Below are 19,995 nucleotides of genomic sequence, written 5' to 3'. Positions count from 1 at the left end.
CGAATATAAGAGTATCATTCAAGAGAATAGTTATTGTATAAAAAACCGCCTATATTGGCGGTTTTTTGTTTTATTGCGTAAAGAATGGTCAACAAGTATTTATTATCTAAATAATAGTGCTATTCCGTATTCAGCTGTAGCAATAACTGATGCTCTCTAAAGTATGGTACATATAGAGACTATAAATAAGCTCAAGGAACAGGTGAAATATGGCGTTTTATGGTGATACCGACGCGCAAGAAACCCAAGAATGGCAAGATGCATTTGACTCGGTTTTGCAGCATATGGGTACAGAGCGTGCTGCATTTTTATTAGAAAAACTCTATCAGCGCGCGATTGCCAAGCATGTTCCCATTCAGCGTCTAAATACTCCTTACTTAAATACCATTTCTGTGGATGAAACCCCGGCCATGCCAGGTGACCAGGATATGGAGCGCCGTATCCGTGCATTGATTCGCTGGAATGCCTTGGCGATGGTGTTACGTGCCAATAAAACCGGTGACGACCTCGGTGGTCACTTGGCCAGTTTTGCATCTTCAGCAACTTTATATGATGTCGGTTTTAACCACTTCTTCCGCGCCAATAGCGACCACTTTGGTGGTGACATGATCTATTACCAAGGTCACTGTGCACCAGGTATTTATGCACGTTCATTCCTTGAAGGCCGTTTGACTGAAGATCAACTGAACAATTTCCGCCGTGAAGTCGGTGGTAATGGTTTACCGAGTTATCCGCATCCGTACTTGATGCCAGATTATTGGCAGTTCCCGACCGTATCCATGGGTCTGGGTCCGATCATGTCGATCTATCAGGCGCATATTCAAAAATACCTGATGAACCGCAGCCTGATTAAAGAAGAAGACCGTAAAGTCTGGGCTTACCTCGGCGATGGTGAGATGGATGAGCCAGAAAGTACAGGTGCGATTTCTCTTGCTGGCCGTGAAAAGTTAGACAACCTTGTATGGGTTGTGAACTGTAACTTACAACGTCTCGATGGTCCGGTACGTGGTAACGGTAAAATCATTCAAGAACTTGAATCTTTATTCCGTGGTGCCGGCTGGCGCGTGATTAAAGTCGTGTGGGGTCGTCATTGGGATCCGTTACTGGCAAAAGATAATTCCGGTGCATTGAAAGCCGTGATGGAAGAAGCGGTGGATGGTGATTACCAGCGCTACCAAGTAAAAGGTGGTGCGTATACCCGTGCACACTTCTTTGGTAAATACCCAGAAGCAGAAGCATTGGTAAAAGATTTAAGTGACGAAGATATCGATAACTTAAATCGCGGTGGTCACGATCCATACAAAGTCTATGCTGCGTATGCTGAAGCGATGAAATCGACAGGTCAACCAACAGTGATCCTGGCGAAGACGGTAAAAGGTTATGGTTTGTCTGAAGAAATTGAAGCGGTGAACAAAACCCACCAGATCAAGAAAATGCAGCTTGAATCATTAAAGTATGTACGTAATCGCTTTAACTTGCCATTTACCGATGAGCAGCTTGAAGAAGTTCCATTCTACCGTCCAAGTGAAAATTCGCCTGAAATTAAATACATGAAGGCGCGTCGTGAAGCATTGGGTGGTTATCTGCCTGCACGTCGTAAAGAAAGTGAAGTTTTGGCAATTCCAGAACTTTCAGTGTTTGATGCTGTACTCAAAGGTTCAAATGGCAAACAGCAATCAACCACGATGGTCATGGTCCGCTTAATTTCAGCGCTACTGAAAGAAAAAGCAATCAAAGACCGCGTAGTTCCGATCGTACCGGATGAAGCACGTACCTTTGGTTTAGAAGGCATGTTCCGTCAGTTGGGTATCTATGCTGCACATGGTCAGAAATACACGCCTGAAGATCAAGAACAGCTGATGAACTATCGTGAAGCCAAAGATGGTCACATGTTACAGGAAGGAATTAACGAAGCCGGTGCGATGAGTGCCTGGGCAGCCTTGGCGACCAGTTATTCGACCAATAACCTGCCAATGATTCCGATGTACATGTATTACTCGATGTTCGGTTTCCAGCGTATTGGTGACATTGCCTGGGCAGCCGGTGATGCACAGGCACAAGGTTTCTTGCTTGGTGCAACCGCGGGTCGTACCACATTGAACGGTGAAGGCTTACAGCATCAGGATGGTCATTCACACATTCTGGCCAACACCATTCCGAACTGTGTGTCTTATGATCCATGTTTCGGTTATGAACTTGCGGTTATCGTACATGATGGCTTGCAACGCATGTATGTCAATCAGGAACGCGTGTTCTATTACCTGACCGTCATGAACGAAAACTATGAGCATCCTGAAATGCCGCAAGGCGTTGAAGAAGGCATCAAGCGTGGTATGTATCTGCTTGAGCAAGATGACAAAGCCACTGTCCAGCTGATGGGTTCAGGTGTAATTCTTCGTGAAGTGATTAAAGCGGCGAAAATCTTGCGTGATGAATACCAGATTCACTCAAACGTGTGGAGTGTAACAAGCTTCAACGAATTGGCACGTGATGGTATGGCATGTGAAGAATACAATCGCCTGCATCCATTGACTGAAGAAGCGAAGGAATCTTGGGTATCACAACAATTGCGTGAAACTGACGGTATTGTGGTTTCTGCAACTGATCATATGCGTGCATACAGCGAACAGATCCGTGCCTATCTTCCAGACAACCGTCCATTCGTAGCCTTGGGTACCGATGGTTACGGCCGTTCAGATACCCGTGGCAATTTGCGTAGTTACTTCGGTGTAGATGCTGCGCACATTGTCGTGGCAACCTTGAAGAAACTGGCTGATGAAGGCGAAGTTGATGCGCGTTTGGTGAAAGATGCCATCTCAAGCTTCGAACTTGATACTGATCGTCCAGTCGCTTGGGCACCTCAAGCACACCCTGAAGTTCAGGCAGTGGCTGACTATAAAGAACAATCAGGTGAGGAGAACTAAGCATGCAAATCAAAACACCTGATATTGGGGTAGACAAAGCCACCGTTGCTGAAATTTTAGTGAAAGTGGGCGATAGCGTTGCTGTAGATGACAGCCTGGTGTTGCTTGAGTCAGATAAAGCCTCTGTTGAAGTGCCAAGCACTTCAGCAGGGATCGTGAAAAGTATTACGGTTGCAGCAGGCGATGTGGTGTCTGAAGGTTCGGTACTGATTGAACTGGAAGCTGAAGACGGTTCAATTGGCGCGACTGAAGTCCAGGAAGCAGATGCTTCACAGAAAACTTCGGAAAATACTCCGACTTCTTTGCCTGATCAAGAAATTATGCGAGAACTGGCATCCCATCAACCAGTAGCTTCAGCACCGAAGACTCCGACTGGTAGTTCTTCAGTGGTTGAGGTGCAAGTCCCTGACATTGGGGTAGAAAAAGCCCTGGTCGGCGAAATTTTGGTCCAGGTGGGTGATGAAATCGCTGTCGATCAAAGCATTGTGGTGGTGGAATCAGATAAAGCCACTGTCGAAGTGCCAAGTACCGTTTCAGGTACGGTTGAGAGCGTTGAAATTCGGGCAGGCGACACAGTCAAAGAGGGTGTGGTCCTGTTAAAAGTGAAAACGGTATCTTCTGGTGCTGAAGCAGTACAAAGCACAGCACCTAGTACAGAAACTGTACCTGTGACTGCGGCAAAAGCAGAAACGGCAGTTGAAGCACCTGTAGCCTCTGCACCAAGTGGAGACGTTGAAATTGCTGTGCCCGATCTGGGTGTAGATAAAGCTGTAGTGGCGGAAATTTTAGTTCAAGTCGGGGACACGGTCGAAGCGGATCAAAGCATTATTGTGGTTGAGTCCGATAAAGCCACTGTAGAAGTGCCAAGCTCATCGGCAGGGGTGATTAAAGCCATTCACGTACAAGTGGGGCAAAATGTCTCACAAGGTGTGGCTTTGGTGACCATTGAAGCGAAAGGACAGGCAGCAGCTGCTGTAGCTCAGCCAGCCAAAGTTGAAGCTGCTCCCGCAGCCAAAGCAGCAGCAGTGCCACAAGTAGCGACATCTGTAGAACAAGCACCGGTTCAATCGGCTGATAAGCTGAGTAAAGAGCAGAATGCTGCCAATGCCAAAGTCTACGCGGGGCCTGCGGTACGTAAGCTGGCTCGTGAGTTGGGTGTGGTGTTGGCTGAAGTCAAAGCTTCGGGTGCTCATGACCGCTTGATGAAAGAAGATGTATTTGCCTATGTGAAAACACGTCTGACAGCTCCGCGAGCAGCTCCTGTTGCACAGGCTGTGGCCCAAGTTCCCGGTTTGCCTAAATTGCCTGATTTTAGTGCTTTTGGCGGTACTGAAGAAAAAGCAATGACACGCTTACAGCAGGTATCTGTACCTCAATTGTCATTGAATAACTTCATTCCTCAAGTCACACAGTTTGACCTGGCAGATATTACCGAACTTGAAGCATGGCGCGGCGAGCTCAAAGCCAAGTTTAAACAAGACGGTATTAGCCTGACGATTTTGGCTTTCATTGCCAAAGCAGTCGCTTATCTGTTGAAGGAAGAGCCGTATTTTGCCGGCCATTTGGCGGACGATCAAAAATCGGTATTGCTGCGTAATGAAATCCATATGGGGATTGCCGTGGCAACACCGGATGGCTTAACCGTTCCGGTACTTCGCAATCCAGATCAAAAATCCATTAAGCAAATTGCTGTGGAATTGGGTGAGCTGAGCAAGAAAGCACGTGACAAAAAATTGTCACCGAAAGACTTGCAAGGCGCGAACTTCACCATTACCAGCTTGGGCTCTATTGGCGGTACCGCATTCACTCCATTGGTGAACTGGCCTCAGGTGGCGATTTTGGGTATTTCACCTGCCACCATGCAACCGGTTTGGAATGGTACAGGCTTTGATCCTAAGCTGATGTTGCCGTTGTCATTGTCTTATGACCACCGTGTAATTAATGGCGCAGATGCAGCACGTTTTACACATAAGCTGACCAAATTATTGGCAGATATTCGTAGCTTATTACTCTAATTTGAGTTTATGGGAAGAGGAAACCCTGCTTCGGCAGGGTTTTTTGTAAAAGATTTTGGTGTTGAGAAATGAACATGCTCATCCATATGGCATGAATAAGAAGGTGAGTGCAGCCTGTAAAATATTGCTTGGCTTAAAATGATTTTTAATTCAATTTTAGCCATGGATAGCAATGTTTATCGTGATCCTGAAATGATATTTTTAAAGTCATTTGAAAATTTTTATCTTTCAGCTTAAAATGTATGCACTTCATTGGGGAGTAGCCGCTTTTTACGCAATGTAAAAAGGTGATGGTCAACATAATTGTTCCACAGAACATGGTCATCATAGCAAAGAACCAAATGATCTTTTGATCATGATTTTCTTTTTGTTGGCAAGACCTTTGATTTACCACTCTGCACAATTTGGCTAGCAGGAGGGGTGAGTCATAGGTTTTATTATGCTAGCCAGAGAAATACATCATGCTTTCAGCCTTCCTGATTTCTTTAGCTGTTGTTGCCTTGTCCGAAATGGGTGACAAAACTCAATTGCTGGCTTTGCTGCTGGCTGCGCGTTTCCGAAAGCCTGTTCCAATTCTGATCGCAATTTTCCTGGCGACTGTGGTTAACCATGGTGTTTCCGCTGTCCTGGGTCAATGGATTACCACTGTGCTGAGCCCTACCGTATTGTTATGGATTGTTTCCCTAGGATTTATTGGGATGGCTGCGTGGATGCTGATTCCTGATGAACTGGATGATGAAACTGAAAGCATTAATAAATGGCAAAAATATGGCGTCTTTGGTGCCACTTTTGTGTTGTTCTTTCTGGCCGAAATTGGCGATAAAACCCAGATTGCTACCGTGGCACTTGCCGCGCGCTTTGACAGTATAGGCTGGGTGACATTGGGTACCACTCTCGGGATTATGCTGGTCAATGCACCTGCAGTCTTTATTGGTAACAAACTGGCAGAAAAACTACCGATTTCACTGATTCATAAAATTGGTGCAGTTGTGTTTTTGGTGATTGGTGTGGTGGCACTGGTGCAACATTATTTCTTTTAAATTTGAATAGCGTTAAAAAAATCCTGGCATTTTTGTCGGGATTTTTTATTGTGAAATACCGCACAATTTACTGATGAATCTACCAATATTCAGATGTTATTTTGTTGTAAATTTCCATGAATCCCTATATGTTGAGAGGAATTAAAAATTTAGTCTAAAAACGATATTTTGGGGAATGGGTATGGCGTTTGATCGCACCACATCACAAGTACTATTTGATAATGGTACGCATAAATGTATTAGTTTTACCAGTTTAGTGAAAGGTGAAGGTGTACAGGCAAACCAGTTTCTAATCCTAGATCATGAACGTGCTGCAGTGCTTGATCCAGGGGGCGACTTGACCTACGTTCCATTGACCATGGAGCTGAACAAATATACCCGTCTAACCAATCTTGATTATGTCATGGCATCCCATCAGGACCCTGACATTATTACTTCTATGCCACGCTGGCTGGTCTATACCGAGGCCAAAGTGGTGGCATCCAAATTATGGGCGCGTTTCTTGCCGCATTTGAACTCGGCTTTCATGAGCGACCGGATGAAAGGGAACTGGCTGGATCGTCTGGTTGAGCTGCCTGACCATGGTCAGGTGATTCCGTTGGGTGAATCGAGCATTGTTGCCGTTCCGGCACATTTCCTGCACTCGGTCGGTAATTTCCAGTTTTATGATCCGATTGCCAAAATTCTGTTTTCTGGTGATATGGGCGCATCCATGGTAGATGATGCCTCTAAACCGCTGGAAAATTTTGCTGCACATATTCCGAAGATGAAAGGTTTCCATCAACGTTATATGTGTTGCAATAAAGTGATCCGTCTTTGGGTACAAATGGTTCGTACCATGGACGTGGAAATGATTGTGCCGCAGCATGGTACGCCATTCATTGGCACAGAGCAGGTGAATCAATTTCTGGACTGGATTGAAACTCTGGAATGCGGTGTCGATTTAATGGATGAAACCGTATTTACTTATCCCGAATAATAAATCTTAAATAGATGAAAAAAGCTTGAGTTAAAGCGCAACATTTTTTAAGATTTTTTGCACTAAAAAATATGTTAGATGACGAGAACTTATAAGAATGTTGTCTCAAGTACCCACTCAGGATGCCTGTTTAAGCTGTGGCGCGTGCTGCGCCTATTTTCGAGTTTCATTTTATTGGGCAGAAGGGCTTGCCATGCCCGAACACTATACGGAACCTGTAACAGCAGTTTATTCGTGTATGGCGGGAACCAATCAAAAGTCACCGCGCTGTATTGCCCTGACCGGTGAAATAGGCAAGCAGGTCAGTTGTGGCATGTATGAGGCACGCAGCTCTTCATGCAAAGAAGTGCAAATTGCCGATGAGCAATGCAACAAGGCCAGACGGGCGCATAGCATGATCCCTTTTGTGCCGCTTGAATCTTTAGAGTCGACCAATGATGAGGATTTTGATCAGGTCTGCTAATTGAGTACCCGCTCAAATTTACATGCTCATGCATTAAAATGACTGTTTTTTAATAAAAAAGTTGGCCGATATTCAGTAATGTAAATTTATTTTGCATTGCTGTTTGAAATTAGCATGAATAAAACTGTTTTTTTTGTTTATAATAGCGCACGGAAATTACCAGTGAGACTGTTATGTTGACCATCGTTCAAGAAGCTCTAACCTTCGATGATGTCTTATTACTCCCTGCCTACTCAACTGTTCTCCCAAAAGATGTCTCCTTAAAGACACGCCTTACTCGTGGCATTAACCTGAATATTCCTCTTGTGTCAGCAGCTATGGATACGGTGACTGAATCCCGTATGGCAATTGCAATGGCACAAAATGGTGGTATTGGTATCTTGCACAAAAACATGGATATTGCTGCACAAGCTGCAGAAGTACGCCGTGTGAAAAAATTTGAAGCAGGTATGGTGAAAGATCCTATCACCGTAACGCCAGAAACCACTGTTCGTGAACTGATTGCAATCACTCAAGCCAACAATATCAGCGGTGTACCTGTTGTTAAAGATGGCAAAGTAGTCGGCATTGTGACAGGTCGTGATACACGTTTCGAAACCAATCTGGAACAACCTGTTAGCAACATCATGACAGGTCAAGATCGTCTCGTGACTGTTCGCGAAAACGAATCAAAAGAAAATATCCAGGCACTTCTTCAAAAAAATCGTATTGAGAAAGTATTGGTAGTGGGTGACAACAACGAACTGAAAGGTTTGATTACAGTCACTGATTTCCGTAAAGCGGAACTTTATCCAAACAGCTGTAAAGATGATCTTGGTCGTTTACGTGTCGGTGCCGCAGTCGGTACGGGTGTAGAAACGCCAAGCCGTGTTGAAGCACTGGTTGAAGCCGGTGTAGATGCCATTGTTGTAGATACAGCACATGGTCACTCTGCAGGCGTGATTGAGCGCGTACGTTGGGTCAAAGCCAACTATCCGCAAGTTCAGGTGATTGGCGGTAACATTGCCACTGGTGATGCTGCTCTTGCACTTCTTGATGCAGGCGCGGATGCGGTGAAAGTGGGTATCGGTCCTGGTTCAATCTGTACGACTCGTATTGTTGCCGGTATTGGTATGCCGCAAATCTCTGCGATCGACAGCGTTGCCAATGCATTAAAAGAACAAATTCCATTGATCGCAGATGGTGGCATTCGTTTCTCTGGTGATATGGCCAAAGCAATTGGTGCGGGTGCAAGTACAATCATGGTCGGTTCATTGATGGCTGGTACTGAAGAAGCACCAGGTGAAGTGGAATTCTTCCAGGGTCGTTATTACAAAGCTTACCGTGGTATGGGTTCATTGGGTGCAATGGCGGGTGCAACAGGTTCTGCTGACCGTTATTTCCAGGACTCGAAAGCTGGCGCTGAAAAACTGGTTCCAGAGGGTATTGAAGGTCGCGTACCTTACAAAGGCCCTATGGGTAACATTGTGCACCAGATGATGGGTGGCCTGCGTTCTTCTATGGGTTATACCGGTTCTGCTACCGTGAACGATCTTCGTCAAAATGCCAAGTTTGTGAAAATCACAGCGGCAGGTATGTCTGAATCGCATGTGCATGACGTGACTATTACCAAAGAAGCACCTAACTACCGTGTTGGTTGATTTTTAGTAATCAAATTCAGGAAAAGCCGTCATTTATATGACGGCTTTTTTGATTTTGGTGTAAAGTAATTAAGACTAAAATTGGATGATAAATCCCATCTACATGTATAAGAAGTGAGTAAAGAATGAGTTATTTTGGTACAGATGGCATCCGCGGAAAGTTCGGGGAACTTCCAATTACACCTGAATTTGCACTCAAGCTTGGGTTTGCTGCGGGCAAAGTATTAAAACAATATAGCAATAAAAATAAACCCATCGTCGTTCTAGGCAAAGATACCCGTTTATCGGGCTATATTCTAGAATCTGCATTACAGGCAGGTTTAAATGCGGCGGGCGTGTATGTGCATTTGCTTGGCCCGTTACCCACTCCTGCAATTGCACATTTAACCCGTGCTTTACATGCCAGCTTGGGAATCGTGATTTCAGCTTCGCATAATCCTTATTTTGATAATGGAATCAAGTTTTTCTCCAGTGAAGGCAGGAAACTGCCCGATGAGATTCAAGATGCGATTAACCAGGAACTGGAAAACGAGTTAAAGATTGAAGATACCGCAAACCTGGGTAAAAGTGTGCGTGTTAAAGATGCCAATGGCCGTTACATTGAATTCTGTAAATCTACCTTTCCATACCATTTTGACCTCAGTAATTTAAAAATTGTGGTGGACTGTGCCAATGGTGCTGCCTATAACGTGGGACCATCGGTATTTAAAGAACTGGGTGCCAAAGTTGTGGCACTGTATAACGAACCAGATGGCTTAAACATCAATCAGGACTGCGGTTCAACCCATCCGGAAAACCTGCAAAAGGCCGTGCTTGAACATCAGGCAGATTTGGGTATTGCCTTTGATGGTGATGCAGACCGCGTGATTATGGTGGATAAAAACGGTGAGCAGATCACTGGCGACCATATCCTGTACATTTTGGCTACTCAGGGCAAGCACAAACCTGCAGGTATTGTGGGTACGGTCATGAGCAATATGGCGCTTGAACTGGCTTTGGAAAAAGCCCAGGTTCCATTTGTGCGTGCCAAAGTAGGTGACCGTTATGTCTTGCAAGCTTTGGACGAAAATGGCTGGGTGATTGGTGGTGAACCATCAGGTCATATTCTGACTTTAGACAAGAGTACGACAGGTGATGCCATTATTGCCGCATTACAGGTATTAACCGTGATGGTCGAGCAACAAAAAGCCCTGCATGAATTGGTTGAAGGTTTTACCCTATTACCGAATGTATTGGTGAATGTGCGTCTGGCGGAAATGTTTGACCCGTACTCTGTGCCGGCATTGGTGGCTGAATTTGATCAGGCAGCAGAACAATTGAAGGGCCGTGGTCGTTTACTGATCCGTAAATCAGGAACAGAGCCGGTTATTCGGGTGATGGTAGAAGGTGACAATCTTCAGGAAGTAACCGATTTGGCCAATCAGCTTGCAGATTGTGTACGCTCTAACGCAGCATAAGGGAATAATATGAATGATCTGATTAAAGACTTAAGCGAACTGCGCTTAAGTTACCAAAAAGGGGAATTACACGAAACTCATGCGGCTGAAAACCCGCATGAGCAATTCTTGAATTGGTTTAACCATGCTTTAGAAGCGAAACTGCATGAACCCTATGCCATGTCATTGGCAACTGCGAATGCACAAGGCCGTCCGCATGTGCGTACCCTATTATTACGTGGTGCGACTGAAGCGGGTTATGATTTTTATACCAATTACGACAGCCAAAAAGGCCAGGATTTGGCAGAAAATCCTTATGCCGAATTGCTGTTCTATTGGCCTGAGCAAGAACGCCAAATCCGTGTGGGTGGTCGAGTTGAGAAAATCTCTTTAGAAGAATCGACCGATTACTACCATAAACGCCCACGCGATAGCCAGATTGCAGCGCATATCAGTACGCCACAAAGCGGAGTGATTGCCAGCCGGGAAGAATTACAGTCACGTTTTCAAATTTTGCAAAATCAGGTCAATGACAAAGCTGTTCTGGCTAAACCGGTATTCTGGGGCGGCTATCGCTTGACGCCAGATTATTATGAGTTCTGGCAAGGTCGTCCAAACCGTTTACATGACCGCTTGTGTTATGAAAGAATCGATGCTAAGTGGACATTACAACGACTCATGCCTTAATGCCAAAAACACTGATTCAGCAAAGACCGTTTATTACACGCCCTGAAAATTTTCAGGGCGTGTCGCCGTTTATTGCGCAAATTTTAGCGCGCCGTGGTGTGCAATCGGAACAAGAACTTGAACTGAAACTGAAGCATCTTTTAGCACCGACCATGAAAGGTTTAGAGCAAGCGATTCAGCTGATTGACTTAGCCATTGATCAGCAAAAGAAAATCGTGATTGTAGGCGATTATGATGCTGATGGTGCTACCAGCACGGCATTGATGATTTTAGCCTTGCGGGATATGGGTGCGAATGTCGTGTATCTAGTGCCGGATCGTTTTAAATATGGCTATGGTTTAACACCGGCTATTGCCGATTTGGCTTTTACCACTTTCCAGCCAGATTTACTGGTTACGGTAGATAATGGCATTTCCAGCCATGCCGGAGTTGAACAGGCACAAGCACATGGCATGCAGGTGATTATTACCGATCATCACTTAACCACCAAAGAAACCCCTAAAGCAGAAGCCGTGGTCAATCCGAACCAGTTAGGCTGTGAATTTCCCAGCAAAGCTCTGGCTGGGGTAGGGGTGGCATTTTACCTGCTTGCCAATTTATCCAGTTATCGCAGTCAATTAGGCAAGTCCACTGCAAAGGTCGCCCAGTATCTAGATCTGGTTGCACTTGGGACTTATGCCGATGTCGCAAGCCTGGATTATAACAATCGCATTTTGGTCGATGCTGGGGTAAAGCGTATTCAGCAAAATCAGTGTCGTGCAGGGATTAGTGCATTACTGGATATTGCCGGACGTGATCCAGCATCCTTAAAAGCTCAAGATTTGGGTTTTGTGCTTGGCCCGCGTATTAATGCGGCTGGACGCATGGAAACCATGGATATCGGTATTGAGTGTCTGCTGGCTGCCGATTTGCAAACAGCCTATCCCTTAGCTCAGCAATTAAATCAATTGAACACTGAGCGTCGCCAGGTCGAGACTCAGATGAAGCAGGAGGCGCTGTCTGAACTTACCCAGCTTGAGTTGGATCAAGAGCATTTGCCTGCTGCGTTAATTTTATTTGAACCGCATTGGCATCAGGGTGTAATTGGTATTGTGGCTGGTCGCCTGAAAGAACAGTTTCACCGTCCCAGTATCGTTTTTGCGGCAGATGAAGATGGCATTCATATTAAAGGCTCGGCCCGCTCCATAGAAGGTGTGCATATACGCGATGCTATTGAAATGATTGCCGAACAGCATCCGCATTTGGTCAGTCATTTTGGCGGACATGCCGCTGCGGCGGGTTTGACCCTTGAAAAACAGCATTTTGATGAATTTAAGCAGGTGTTTGAAGCGTTGATCTCCAATATGGATGAGTCGCTTTTTCATGCCACTTTATGGACCGATGGTGAATTGCCAACAGAATATTTTCACATTGAAACAGTCGATTTTTTGCAAAACTTAAGCCCTTGGGGACAAAAATTCCCATCACCGATTTTTGAAGGGGTGTTTAAAATTCTGGATTATCGTTGGCTGAAAGAAATGCATTTAAAGTTGCGTCTGGCTTTGCAAAATGGTCAAATTGTAGAAGCAATCGCATTTAATGCGCGAGACAAATTTGAATTTGATGCCATGCAGGGCAGTGTACGACTGGTCTATGAAATTGATAAAAATGAATTCAATGGCAACGTCAGCTTACAACTACGCGTGATCCATTTGGAACAATAAAAAACCGCTCACTTGAGCGGTTTTTGTTTTTAATCTTAAAGCTTAGAAGCGAAAAGTACCGTTGATTCCAAAAGAGTCCGCACCATCAGTAGTCGTGTAGTTCACACCAGCAGCAATGGCTGGAGTAAAGAATTTCTGACCACGAATACTGAAAATGGTATCTGAATCTTCAATAGTTGAATCAGCCAAGGAAATACCAACACTAAGTGTAGGATCGAGGTAAAGGTCTGCACCTAGACGATATGCAGTTTCATCTCCAAAATATGTTGCTCCCTCAAAATTGGTAAAATGATTGCCAATTTGAGTGACGTATTTTGCGCGTAAAGTCACAGCAGTCTCATCTGCTACAGAGGCTATATTGGTAAAAGTGTCTATGAAGCCATTTTTTGAAACATATACCGGATCAATGTTTTCTTTAGAAATACCCGCAGCAATAAGTAATCCATCTACAGGAAGATAGCCAGCTTCTAATGCATAGCCTACGTTATCATCTGAAGCTTTGCCAAAAGCTGTTTCAACAGTCACTTCAGCACGATTTAAGCTTCCAGAAACATAAAACTGTGAGTTAGGAATAAAAAATTCACCGTTTACCCCAACAGTATCGATTTCTAAGTCTGCCAAATCATCATCAGTACTGGCATTGGCATAGCCAAGACCGATATTGCTTGCTTTGCTTAAAAAAGCTGCTTCAGCGAGAGGAGTATTTCTAACTTGAACACCATTTAAATAATATTTCCCGCCAATTGCATAAGTATCAATGTCGTTACTGTCATCAATGTCGGTATTTTCATATGCAGCATTGATTTCAGCTTGATAAGCATGTGCAGTTCCTAGGCTAGCCAAAAGTGCTGTAGCAAGAGCAAGTTTTTTAAGCATTTAGATTTCTCTCTTTGTTATAAAATATGATTTTTATATTACAATTGTAACGAATTGTATATTAAATAATCGCACAGTCAATCTGCATTTTCTACCTAAATGCTTAATTTGAGGGCAAAAAAATAGCCCATCCGAAGATGGGCCATTTATGAAAACTGGTGAAGAAATGCTTAGAAGCGGTATTTAGCAGCTACACCGAATGAATTGTAGTCGTTATTACCCACTTCACCGAAACCAACGCGACCTTCAAGACTTACTTGCTCAGTAAAGAATTTACGGGCATTAATGCCAAATTCATTTTGATCAGTTAAGTCATTGTTGTGGTAGTCAGCACCAACACTGAGTGATTTATCAATGAAGTAATCTGCAGCAAGGTTGTATTCGTCTAGATCACCAAATGCAGCACCCGCTTCTAGGTTGATGTCTTTACCATTACTGAGTGTAGTCACGTATTTGGCACGAACTGTAGGATCTACACCATCATCATTGTCGTTGTCATAACCTTTCACACCAGCGGCAATCAATAGGCCAGGAGCGGGAAGGTAACCGACTTCAGCTGAATAATAAGTGGTATCAAAATCATATTTTTGACCCAGTATGTTGAAACGTTCTGCTTCATTTTTACTGATGTTACCGCTTAAATAAAAGTCAGAATTTGGTACGAAAACTTCAGCACCAACACCATAGGTATTGTTATCTAGGTCACCACGGTCAGCAAATGTTGCTTGGGCATTTACATTGCTTGCACGGTCAAGGAAAGCCGCTTCTGCAAGTGGCGCATTACGAGTTTGAACGGGGTTGAAGTAATAAGTACCATCTACACCAAAAGCACTACCTGAGCTACCATTATCTGGATCTACGTAAGCGGCTGCTGCACCTACTTCGGCTTGGTATGCATTTGCTGTACCTGTAATTGCTAGAGCAGAAAGAAGTGCTGAAGCAATGGCTAATTTTTTCATGGATACTACCCCTCAAATTTGTGGTTAAAATTAATACATTTTTTGTTACAACTTTTAGTCTAGAGTAAAATGAAGGCAGGTCAATCCTTGCAAGGTTACTCAAATGTTTCTAACGTAATCTTATGTAATTTAATAGTATTAAATATTTGAAAAATATATAATTATTAAAATGTTTTGTTTTATTAAAATTGTGGAGAGTTAATGGATTTATGTGAATTTTTAATAAGATTTTAAGTATTTTGTAACATAATAATCCGTAAATAATAAAAAACACTCGCGATGGAAAGTGCTTTAAAGCATTTATTTTAGTGCTTGTTTTTCAATTAAAAACGATAAGTTGCATTGATATTGAATGCTTGAACATCATCACCAAAACCCACTTCGCCACCCACTGCAAAGTTAGAATTAATGAAATATTTAGAACGAATGGAGAAGAAATCCACGTCATCTTCGCCATCATCTTGAATATTATTAGCCGTACCCAAGCTGAAAGCTTGGTCGAAATAGTAGTCTGCGCCAAGTGTCAAACTATCTGTATCGTCAAATGCACTGTCAGCCTCCAGATTCAAAAATTGACTCTGGCTCATGGGGTACTACATATTTGGCACGTACGGCGAAGCGATTGTCGTCCCAGTCAGTATCGCCTTGATAGCCGTCAATACCTGCAGCGAATAGCACATCAGATCAAAGCATATAACCGAAAGAGGTGCATTTTAGTAGAAACAGGATTGAAGTAAAAAATGCCTTTTAGCTCAAATTGATTGTCTATATCGGTAAAATTATCATCATGATCAGTGTAAGTGAACCCACCATTTAATTGAGCATTATAAGCAAAATTTGAACAAGCAATTGCAGCAAGACCGAGCGCTAATAGTGTGCGGTGCGTAAAAACCCCAAAGGTTATTGTTGTTAAAAAATTGTAATAATGCTTAAAAAACATGCATATTTTTAATAAAAAAGACATTTTGTTTAACTGTTAGTACGCATAAGCCCTCTAAAATTGCATCGACGCTCTGTGTTATAATCGACGGCTATTTAAGCCTAATATTCTGATTGAGAGTAATTCACGTGGAAATTAATCCTTATCTAAACCAATTAAAAGACTTAAACGACCGTGGTCAAACACTACGGGGGTATCTTTGACTACGATCTGAAAAAAGAGCGTTTAGAAGAGGTTCTCCGCGAGTTAGAAGATCCAGCAATCTGGAATGATCAAAGTCGTGCGCAAGCGATGGCCAAAGAAAAAGGCGAGCTTGAAAACGTATTAAATGTGCTTGAAGGTTTATCAACACAGCTTGAAGATGCGCAAGCGTTGCTTGATTTAGCGGTTGAAGCAGATGACGAAAGCTTGCTTGAAGATGTACAAGCAGAATTAGATGTGTCTGAAGCTGAACTGGCAAAACTTGAATTCCGTCGTATGTTCAGTAATCCGATGGATCCGAACCCATGTTATGTGGAAATTCAGGCCGGTTCTGGTGGTACAGAAGCACAAGACTGGGCTTCAATGCTACTTCGTATGTATATGCGCTGGATTGAACGTCACGGCTTTAAAGCAGAATTGATGGAAGAGTCTGACGGTGATGTTGCGGGGATTAAATCGGCAACAATCCGCGTTGAAGGTGAGTATGCCTATGGCTGGTTACGTACCGAATCCGGTGTCCACCGTTTAGTGCGTAAATCGCCATTTGACTCGGGTAACCGTCGTCATACTTCATTCTCGGCTGTGTTTGTTTCACCTGAAATTGATGACAACATTGAAATTGATATCAATCCTGCAGATGTCCGTACCGATACTTATCGTGCATCGGGTGCCGGTGGTCAGCATATTAACAAAACCGATTCTGCGGTGCGTTTAACCCATGCACCAACAGGTATTGTAGTGGCATGTCAGAACCAGCGTTCACAACATGCTAACCGTGATCATGCCTGGAAACAGTTACGTGCAAAACTCTATGAATTAGAGATGAAAAAACGTACTGATGCTGCGCAGGCACTGGAAGATACCAAATCTGATATCGGTTGGGGCAGCCAGATTCGTTCATACGTACTGGATGACTCACGAATTAAAGACTTGCGTACTAGTGTAGAAAGCTCGAACACCGGCGCAGTCCTTGATGGTGATCTGGATAAATTTATTGAAGCCAGTTTAAAACAGGGTTTATAAGTTTATTGCCAAAAAAACAGAGGCCAGTCCTCTGTTTTTTTAGCTTTAAAATTGGGTGAGTTGAGTTCCTCCAACCCGTTGATCAGACAATGTTAGAATAGAGTGAATTTGTACAAGATTGCAGCAATTTACAAAATGAATATACAATATCGACAAATTTCGATATTAATATCGTATAAATTCGATATAATGATTCTAGGTAAGGTGCTGATCATGAACATGAGTGAAATGAGATGGACACAGAAGCAATTTATAAAGCCTTAGCCAACCCGATTAGACGTCAGATTCTGCAATGTTTAAAAGAACCTGAACGCTATATTTCCGCTGAAGAATGTGGAACTGATTTTAGTCGTGGCGTGTGCGCAGGGCAGATGGAAAAAATTGCCGATATCTCTCAATCAACCATGTCCAATCATTTATCGGTACTGCAACAGGCAGGACTGATTCATGTCACTAAATATGGGCAATGGTCTTATTTCTCGCGTAATGAAGCACTGATCGAAGAGTTTTTACAACATTTACAGCATGCGCTTTAGACTTTAATCAGTCCGTGCAAGCTGTAAGAGGATTGCTGGATGACAGATTTTTCAACACCGATTCAATTTGGTGAACTTAAACTTAAAAACCGCGTGGTGATGGCACCATTAACACGTAGCCGTGCCACCGTTGACCGTGTACCTACACCAATGATGGCTGAATACTATGCGCAACGTGCAAGTGCAGGTTTAATCATTTCAGAAGCAACCGTGATTTCGGAAGAAGCCAATGGTTATGAAAAAACGCCGGGCTTATTTACTGATGCGCAAGTTGAAGGCTGGAAACTGGTCACTAGTGCTGTGCATGCCAAAGACGGTTTGATCGTGGCGCAATTGTGGCATGTCGGTCGTGTATCGCACCCGGATCTGTTAAATGGTGCAACACCAGTTTCAGCCAGTAATGTGCAGCAAGCCGGTTATGTCAGTCTATTGCGTCCAAAACGTGAATATGTGGTGCCTCGTCCACTGGAAATTTCAGAAATTCAAGCGATTACTGAGCAATATAAACAGTCTGCCATTCGTGCCAAAGCTGCCGGTTTTGATGGCGTTGAACTGCATGCGGCGAATGGTTATCTGATTGACCAGTTCTTGCAAACTTCAACCAATAAACGTATCGATCTCTATGGTGGCTCGGTTGAAAACCGTGCGCGTTTCTTGCTTGAAGTGGTGGATGCACTGATTGAAGTGTGGGGCGCAGGTCGTGTCGGTGTGCATCTGGCACCGCGTGGCGATGAACATGATATGGGCGATGCCAATCCTCAAGAAACCTTTGGCTATGTACTGGAACAATTGGGTCAGCGTAAAATTGCCTTCTTCTTTACCCGTGAATATCTGGCGGAAGACAGCATCAGTCTGGATATGAAAGCACGTTCAAATGGTGTGCCGTATATTGCCAATATGCGTTTAAGCCGTGAAGATGCGCTTGAATTATTGGCATCGGGTAAAGCCGAAGCGGTGTCTTTCGGTAAGGCTTATATTGCCAATCCTGACCTGTTTGAACGTTTGGTGGAAGATGAACCGCTGAATGAATTGAAGCTGGAAAACATGATTGGAACCGATGTGGCAGAAGGCTATATTGACTATCCATTCCTGAATAAACAGCTTGCTGAAAGTTAAGCAGCTACTTCCATAAAACAGAATAAATGATGTCACAGAGCAGAATTCATTAACATGTGGAGGCTGCTCTGTTATATTTTGCCGATTGAACATTCTTTGAGGCAACTTGTTTGGCTACTCCTTTTTGGTACAACGCAGCATTATCAATCATTAAACCATTGTATCAATGGCGGATCAAAAAACGTGCGTTGAATGTGGAGCAATTGCAACAAGAATGTCTTGAGCGTTTTGGCCCATTTCAAGCGCCCAAAAATTTGCACGCCATCTGGTTTCATGTGGTGTCGGTGGGGGAAACCAATGCGGCACAACCCTTAATCGAACACTATTTAAAATTGGGTCATGCTGTCTTAGTGACCAATACCACCAAGACCGGACAGGCACGTGCCAAATCACTATTTTTAAAAGCACCCTATGAGCATTTGTTTCAGGCGGTGTATTTACCTGCCGATCAGAAAAAATTAGTTCAGGCGTTTTATCAAAAATATCAGCCGAAATTACTGGCTTTGGTGGAAACTGAAATTTGGCCGAATTTAATTGATCAGGCGCAGCAATTTAAAGTGCCATGCTTATTGATTAATGCCCGTCTTTCGGAAAAATCCGCCAAAGGCTACAGCAAAGTTCAAGGGCTTAGCCGAGGCATGCTGAGTGGTTTAGACCAGCTATTGGCACAAGACCAGGCCACCTTGCAGCGATTCCTGAATTTAGGCATGCCTGAAAATAAAAGTCAGGTATTGGGTAGTATCAAATTTGATATTCATGCACCTGAAAGCTTTATTCAACAGGCTCAGCAACTCAAGCAAGACTGGAATTTAGCAGCACGTAAAATTATTACTATTGCCAGTACGCATGCGCCAGAAGAACAAAAAATACTTAACGCGTTAAAGCCTTATCTTACGCAACATCCAGAGATTGTAGTGATTGTGGTGTCACGTCATCCGGAACGCTTCGATGAAGTTTTTCAGATTGCACAAGCATTGAATCTAGAGACTCAACGTCGCAGTTTAGGTGAATCTATTCAGCCTGATACCCAAGTCTATTTGGCCGATTCGATGGGCGAGATGTGGCTATGGTATGCACTCAGCCATGTCTGTTTTGTAGGGGGATCGTTGAATGAACCGGGTGGTGGGCATAATATTTTAGAACCGATTGCTTTAAATGTACCGACGGTTTTGGGCAAAAATTACTTTAACTTCCAGACCATTGTCGATGAATTTGTAACTGTAGACGGCGTTAAAGTTGTGGAGGATGCCGAGCAGGCAACGAAAGTTTTGATGGAGTTGTTAAATAATCACAGTGCTGCAGAACAGCTGAATCAGCAAGCACAGCAGATCATGCTTAAAAATGCAGGTTCTTTAGCAAAGCATATTACGGTGATTGACCGGTATCTTTAATCTCTTTGAGATATTCAGCTGGCTATTGTTGAATTATTTTGTGCATTTTTTTGAGGCGGAGTCTTG

Annotated in this window: 16 protein-coding genes and 1 riboswitch; of the genes, 13 read left to right on the top strand and 3 right to left on the bottom strand. The window is 43.6% G+C overall.

The annotated features are described in order from the left end of the window. The first annotated feature begins 209 nt into the window (after positions 1-209). From aceE to recJ, 9 genes are all read left to right on the top strand, one after another. The gene (gene aceE / locus B9T29_RS04095) at positions 210-2,924 is read left to right on the top strand and encodes a pyruvate dehydrogenase (acetyl-transferring), homodimeric type (protein WP_086174694.1); all 2,715 of its coding nucleotides are present in this window, start codon (positions 210-212) and stop codon (positions 2,922-2,924) included. Between the two features lie 2 nt (positions 2,925-2,926). Then, positions 2,927-4,939: a 2-oxo acid dehydrogenase subunit E2 gene (locus B9T29_RS04090; RefSeq protein ID WP_086174693.1), complete on the top strand. Its 2,013-nt coding sequence runs from the start codon at positions 2,927-2,929 to the stop codon at positions 4,937-4,939. A 242-nt stretch (positions 4,940-5,181) separates the two neighbouring features. After that, a riboswitch (yybP-ykoY riboswitch) is annotated at positions 5,182-5,326 on the top strand. Between the two features lie 74 nt (positions 5,327-5,400). Then, a complete protein-coding gene (locus B9T29_RS04080) occupies positions 5,401-5,979 on the top strand; it encodes a TMEM165/GDT1 family protein (protein ID WP_086174692.1) in 579 nt (192 codons plus the stop codon). Positions 5,980-6,160: 181 nt separating this feature from the next. Then, positions 6,161-6,958, top strand: a complete 798-nt coding sequence (locus B9T29_RS04075) for an MBL fold metallo-hydrolase (RefSeq protein ID WP_086174783.1) — start codon at positions 6,161-6,163, stop codon at positions 6,956-6,958. Between the two features lie 97 nt (positions 6,959-7,055). After that, positions 7,056-7,421: a YkgJ family cysteine cluster protein gene (locus B9T29_RS04070; RefSeq protein ID WP_086174691.1), complete on the top strand. Its 366-nt coding sequence runs from the start codon at positions 7,056-7,058 to the stop codon at positions 7,419-7,421. Between the two features lie 173 nt (positions 7,422-7,594). Continuing rightward, positions 7,595-9,061, top strand: coding sequence for an IMP dehydrogenase (guaB, locus tag B9T29_RS04065; protein WP_086174690.1), 1,467 nt, complete (start codon positions 7,595-7,597; stop codon positions 9,059-9,061). A 125-nt stretch (positions 9,062-9,186) separates the two neighbouring features. Beyond that, on the top strand, positions 9,187-10,518 hold the full coding sequence (gene glmM, locus B9T29_RS04060) for a phosphoglucosamine mutase (protein WP_086174689.1): 1,332 nt from the start codon (positions 9,187-9,189) through the stop codon (positions 10,516-10,518). Between the two features lie 9 nt (positions 10,519-10,527). Then, the gene (pdxH, locus tag B9T29_RS04055; protein WP_086174688.1) at positions 10,528-11,184 is read left to right on the top strand and encodes a pyridoxamine 5'-phosphate oxidase; all 657 of its coding nucleotides are present in this window, start codon (positions 10,528-10,530) and stop codon (positions 11,182-11,184) included. Next, positions 11,184-12,887 carry a single-stranded-DNA-specific exonuclease RecJ gene (recJ, locus tag B9T29_RS04050; protein WP_086174687.1) on the top strand — a complete coding sequence of 568 codons (1,704 nt, stop codon included), beginning with the start codon at positions 11,184-11,186 and terminating at the stop codon, positions 12,885-12,887. Before pdxH ends, recJ begins: the two co-directional genes overlap by 1 nt. Before the next feature lie 42 nt (positions 12,888-12,929). Here the strand turns inward: recJ and B9T29_RS04045 are convergent, their stop codons facing one another. The 3 genes from B9T29_RS04045 to B9T29_RS16445 form a co-directional block, all read right to left on the bottom strand. Beyond that, positions 12,930-13,763, bottom strand: coding sequence for a putative porin (locus tag B9T29_RS04045; RefSeq protein WP_086174686.1), 834 nt, complete (start codon positions 13,761-13,763; stop codon positions 12,930-12,932). Positions 13,764-13,933: 170 nt separating this feature from the next. After that, positions 13,934-14,722: a putative porin gene (locus tag B9T29_RS04040; RefSeq protein WP_086174685.1), complete on the bottom strand. Its 789-nt coding sequence runs from the start codon at positions 14,720-14,722 to the stop codon at positions 13,934-13,936. A gap of 323 nt (positions 14,723-15,045) precedes the next feature. Beyond that, positions 15,046-15,309, bottom strand: coding sequence for a hypothetical protein (locus B9T29_RS16445; protein WP_228146557.1), 264 nt, complete (start codon positions 15,307-15,309; stop codon positions 15,046-15,048). Between the two features lie 481 nt (positions 15,310-15,790). Here B9T29_RS16445 and prfB point away from each other — a divergent pair. The 4 genes from prfB to B9T29_RS04015 all read left to right on the top strand — a co-directional run bounded on the left by prfB (position 15,791) and on the right by B9T29_RS04015 (position 19,929). After that, a protein-coding gene (prfB, locus tag B9T29_RS04030) for a peptide chain release factor 2 (RefSeq protein ID WP_143223860.1) occupies positions 15,791-16,886 on the top strand; the annotation gives its coding sequence in 2 pieces (ribosomal slippage) (positions 15,791-15,862 and positions 15,864-16,886; 1,095 coding nt in all). 233 nt (positions 16,887-17,119) lie between these two features. Further along, positions 17,120-17,422 carry an ArsR/SmtB family transcription factor gene (locus B9T29_RS04025; RefSeq protein ID WP_086174683.1) on the top strand — a complete coding sequence of 101 codons (303 nt, stop codon included), beginning with the start codon at positions 17,120-17,122 and terminating at the stop codon, positions 17,420-17,422. Positions 17,423-17,461: 39 nt separating this feature from the next. Beyond that, positions 17,462-18,538 carry an alkene reductase gene (locus B9T29_RS04020; protein WP_086174682.1) on the top strand — a complete coding sequence of 359 codons (1,077 nt, stop codon included), beginning with the start codon at positions 17,462-17,464 and terminating at the stop codon, positions 18,536-18,538. 110 nt (positions 18,539-18,648) lie between these two features. Further along, positions 18,649-19,929 (top strand): 3-deoxy-D-manno-octulosonic acid transferase, encoded by a 1,281-nt coding sequence (locus B9T29_RS04015; protein WP_086174681.1) that lies wholly within the window; start codon positions 18,649-18,651, stop codon positions 19,927-19,929. Positions 19,930-19,995: the final 66 nt, after the last annotated feature.

This window comes from Acinetobacter sp. ANC 3903, assembly GCF_002135315.1.
In the GTDB taxonomy this organism is placed as follows: domain Bacteria; phylum Pseudomonadota; class Gammaproteobacteria; order Pseudomonadales; family Moraxellaceae; genus Acinetobacter.
Note: the sequence above shows the minus strand (reverse complement) of the source record. Positions and strands in the feature narration are given on the sequence as shown.

Excerpts from the sequence above, each read along its gene's own strand:
- aceE (WP_086174694.1), top strand. The coding sequence starts at position 210 with ATGGCGTTTTATGGTGATACCGACGCGCAAGAAACCCAAGAATGGCAA.
- B9T29_RS04090 (WP_086174693.1), top strand. The coding sequence starts at position 2,927 with ATGCAAATCAAAACACCTGATATTGGGGTAGACAAAGCCACCGTTGCT.
- B9T29_RS04080 (WP_086174692.1), top strand. The coding sequence starts at position 5,401 with ATGCTTTCAGCCTTCCTGATTTCTTTAGCTGTTGTTGCCTTGTCCGAA.
- B9T29_RS04075 (WP_086174783.1), top strand. The coding sequence starts at position 6,161 with ATGGCGTTTGATCGCACCACATCACAAGTACTATTTGATAATGGTACG.
- B9T29_RS04070 (WP_086174691.1), top strand. The coding sequence starts at position 7,056 with ATGTTGTCTCAAGTACCCACTCAGGATGCCTGTTTAAGCTGTGGCGCG.
- guaB (WP_086174690.1), top strand. The coding sequence starts at position 7,595 with ATGTTGACCATCGTTCAAGAAGCTCTAACCTTCGATGATGTCTTATTA.
- glmM (WP_086174689.1), top strand. The coding sequence starts at position 9,187 with ATGAGTTATTTTGGTACAGATGGCATCCGCGGAAAGTTCGGGGAACTT.
- pdxH (WP_086174688.1), top strand. The coding sequence starts at position 10,528 with ATGAATGATCTGATTAAAGACTTAAGCGAACTGCGCTTAAGTTACCAA.
- recJ (WP_086174687.1), top strand. The coding sequence starts at position 11,184 with ATGCCAAAAACACTGATTCAGCAAAGACCGTTTATTACACGCCCTGAA.
- B9T29_RS04045 (WP_086174686.1), bottom strand. The coding sequence starts at position 13,763 with ATGCTTAAAAAACTTGCTCTTGCTACAGCACTTTTGGCTAGCCTAGGA.
- B9T29_RS04040 (WP_086174685.1), bottom strand. The coding sequence starts at position 14,722 with ATGAAAAAATTAGCCATTGCTTCAGCACTTCTTTCTGCTCTAGCAATT.
- B9T29_RS16445 (WP_228146557.1), bottom strand. The coding sequence starts at position 15,309 with ATGAGCCAGAGTCAATTTTTGAATCTGGAGGCTGACAGTGCATTTGAC.
- B9T29_RS04025 (WP_086174683.1), top strand. The coding sequence starts at position 17,120 with ATGGACACAGAAGCAATTTATAAAGCCTTAGCCAACCCGATTAGACGT.
- B9T29_RS04020 (WP_086174682.1), top strand. The coding sequence starts at position 17,462 with ATGACAGATTTTTCAACACCGATTCAATTTGGTGAACTTAAACTTAAA.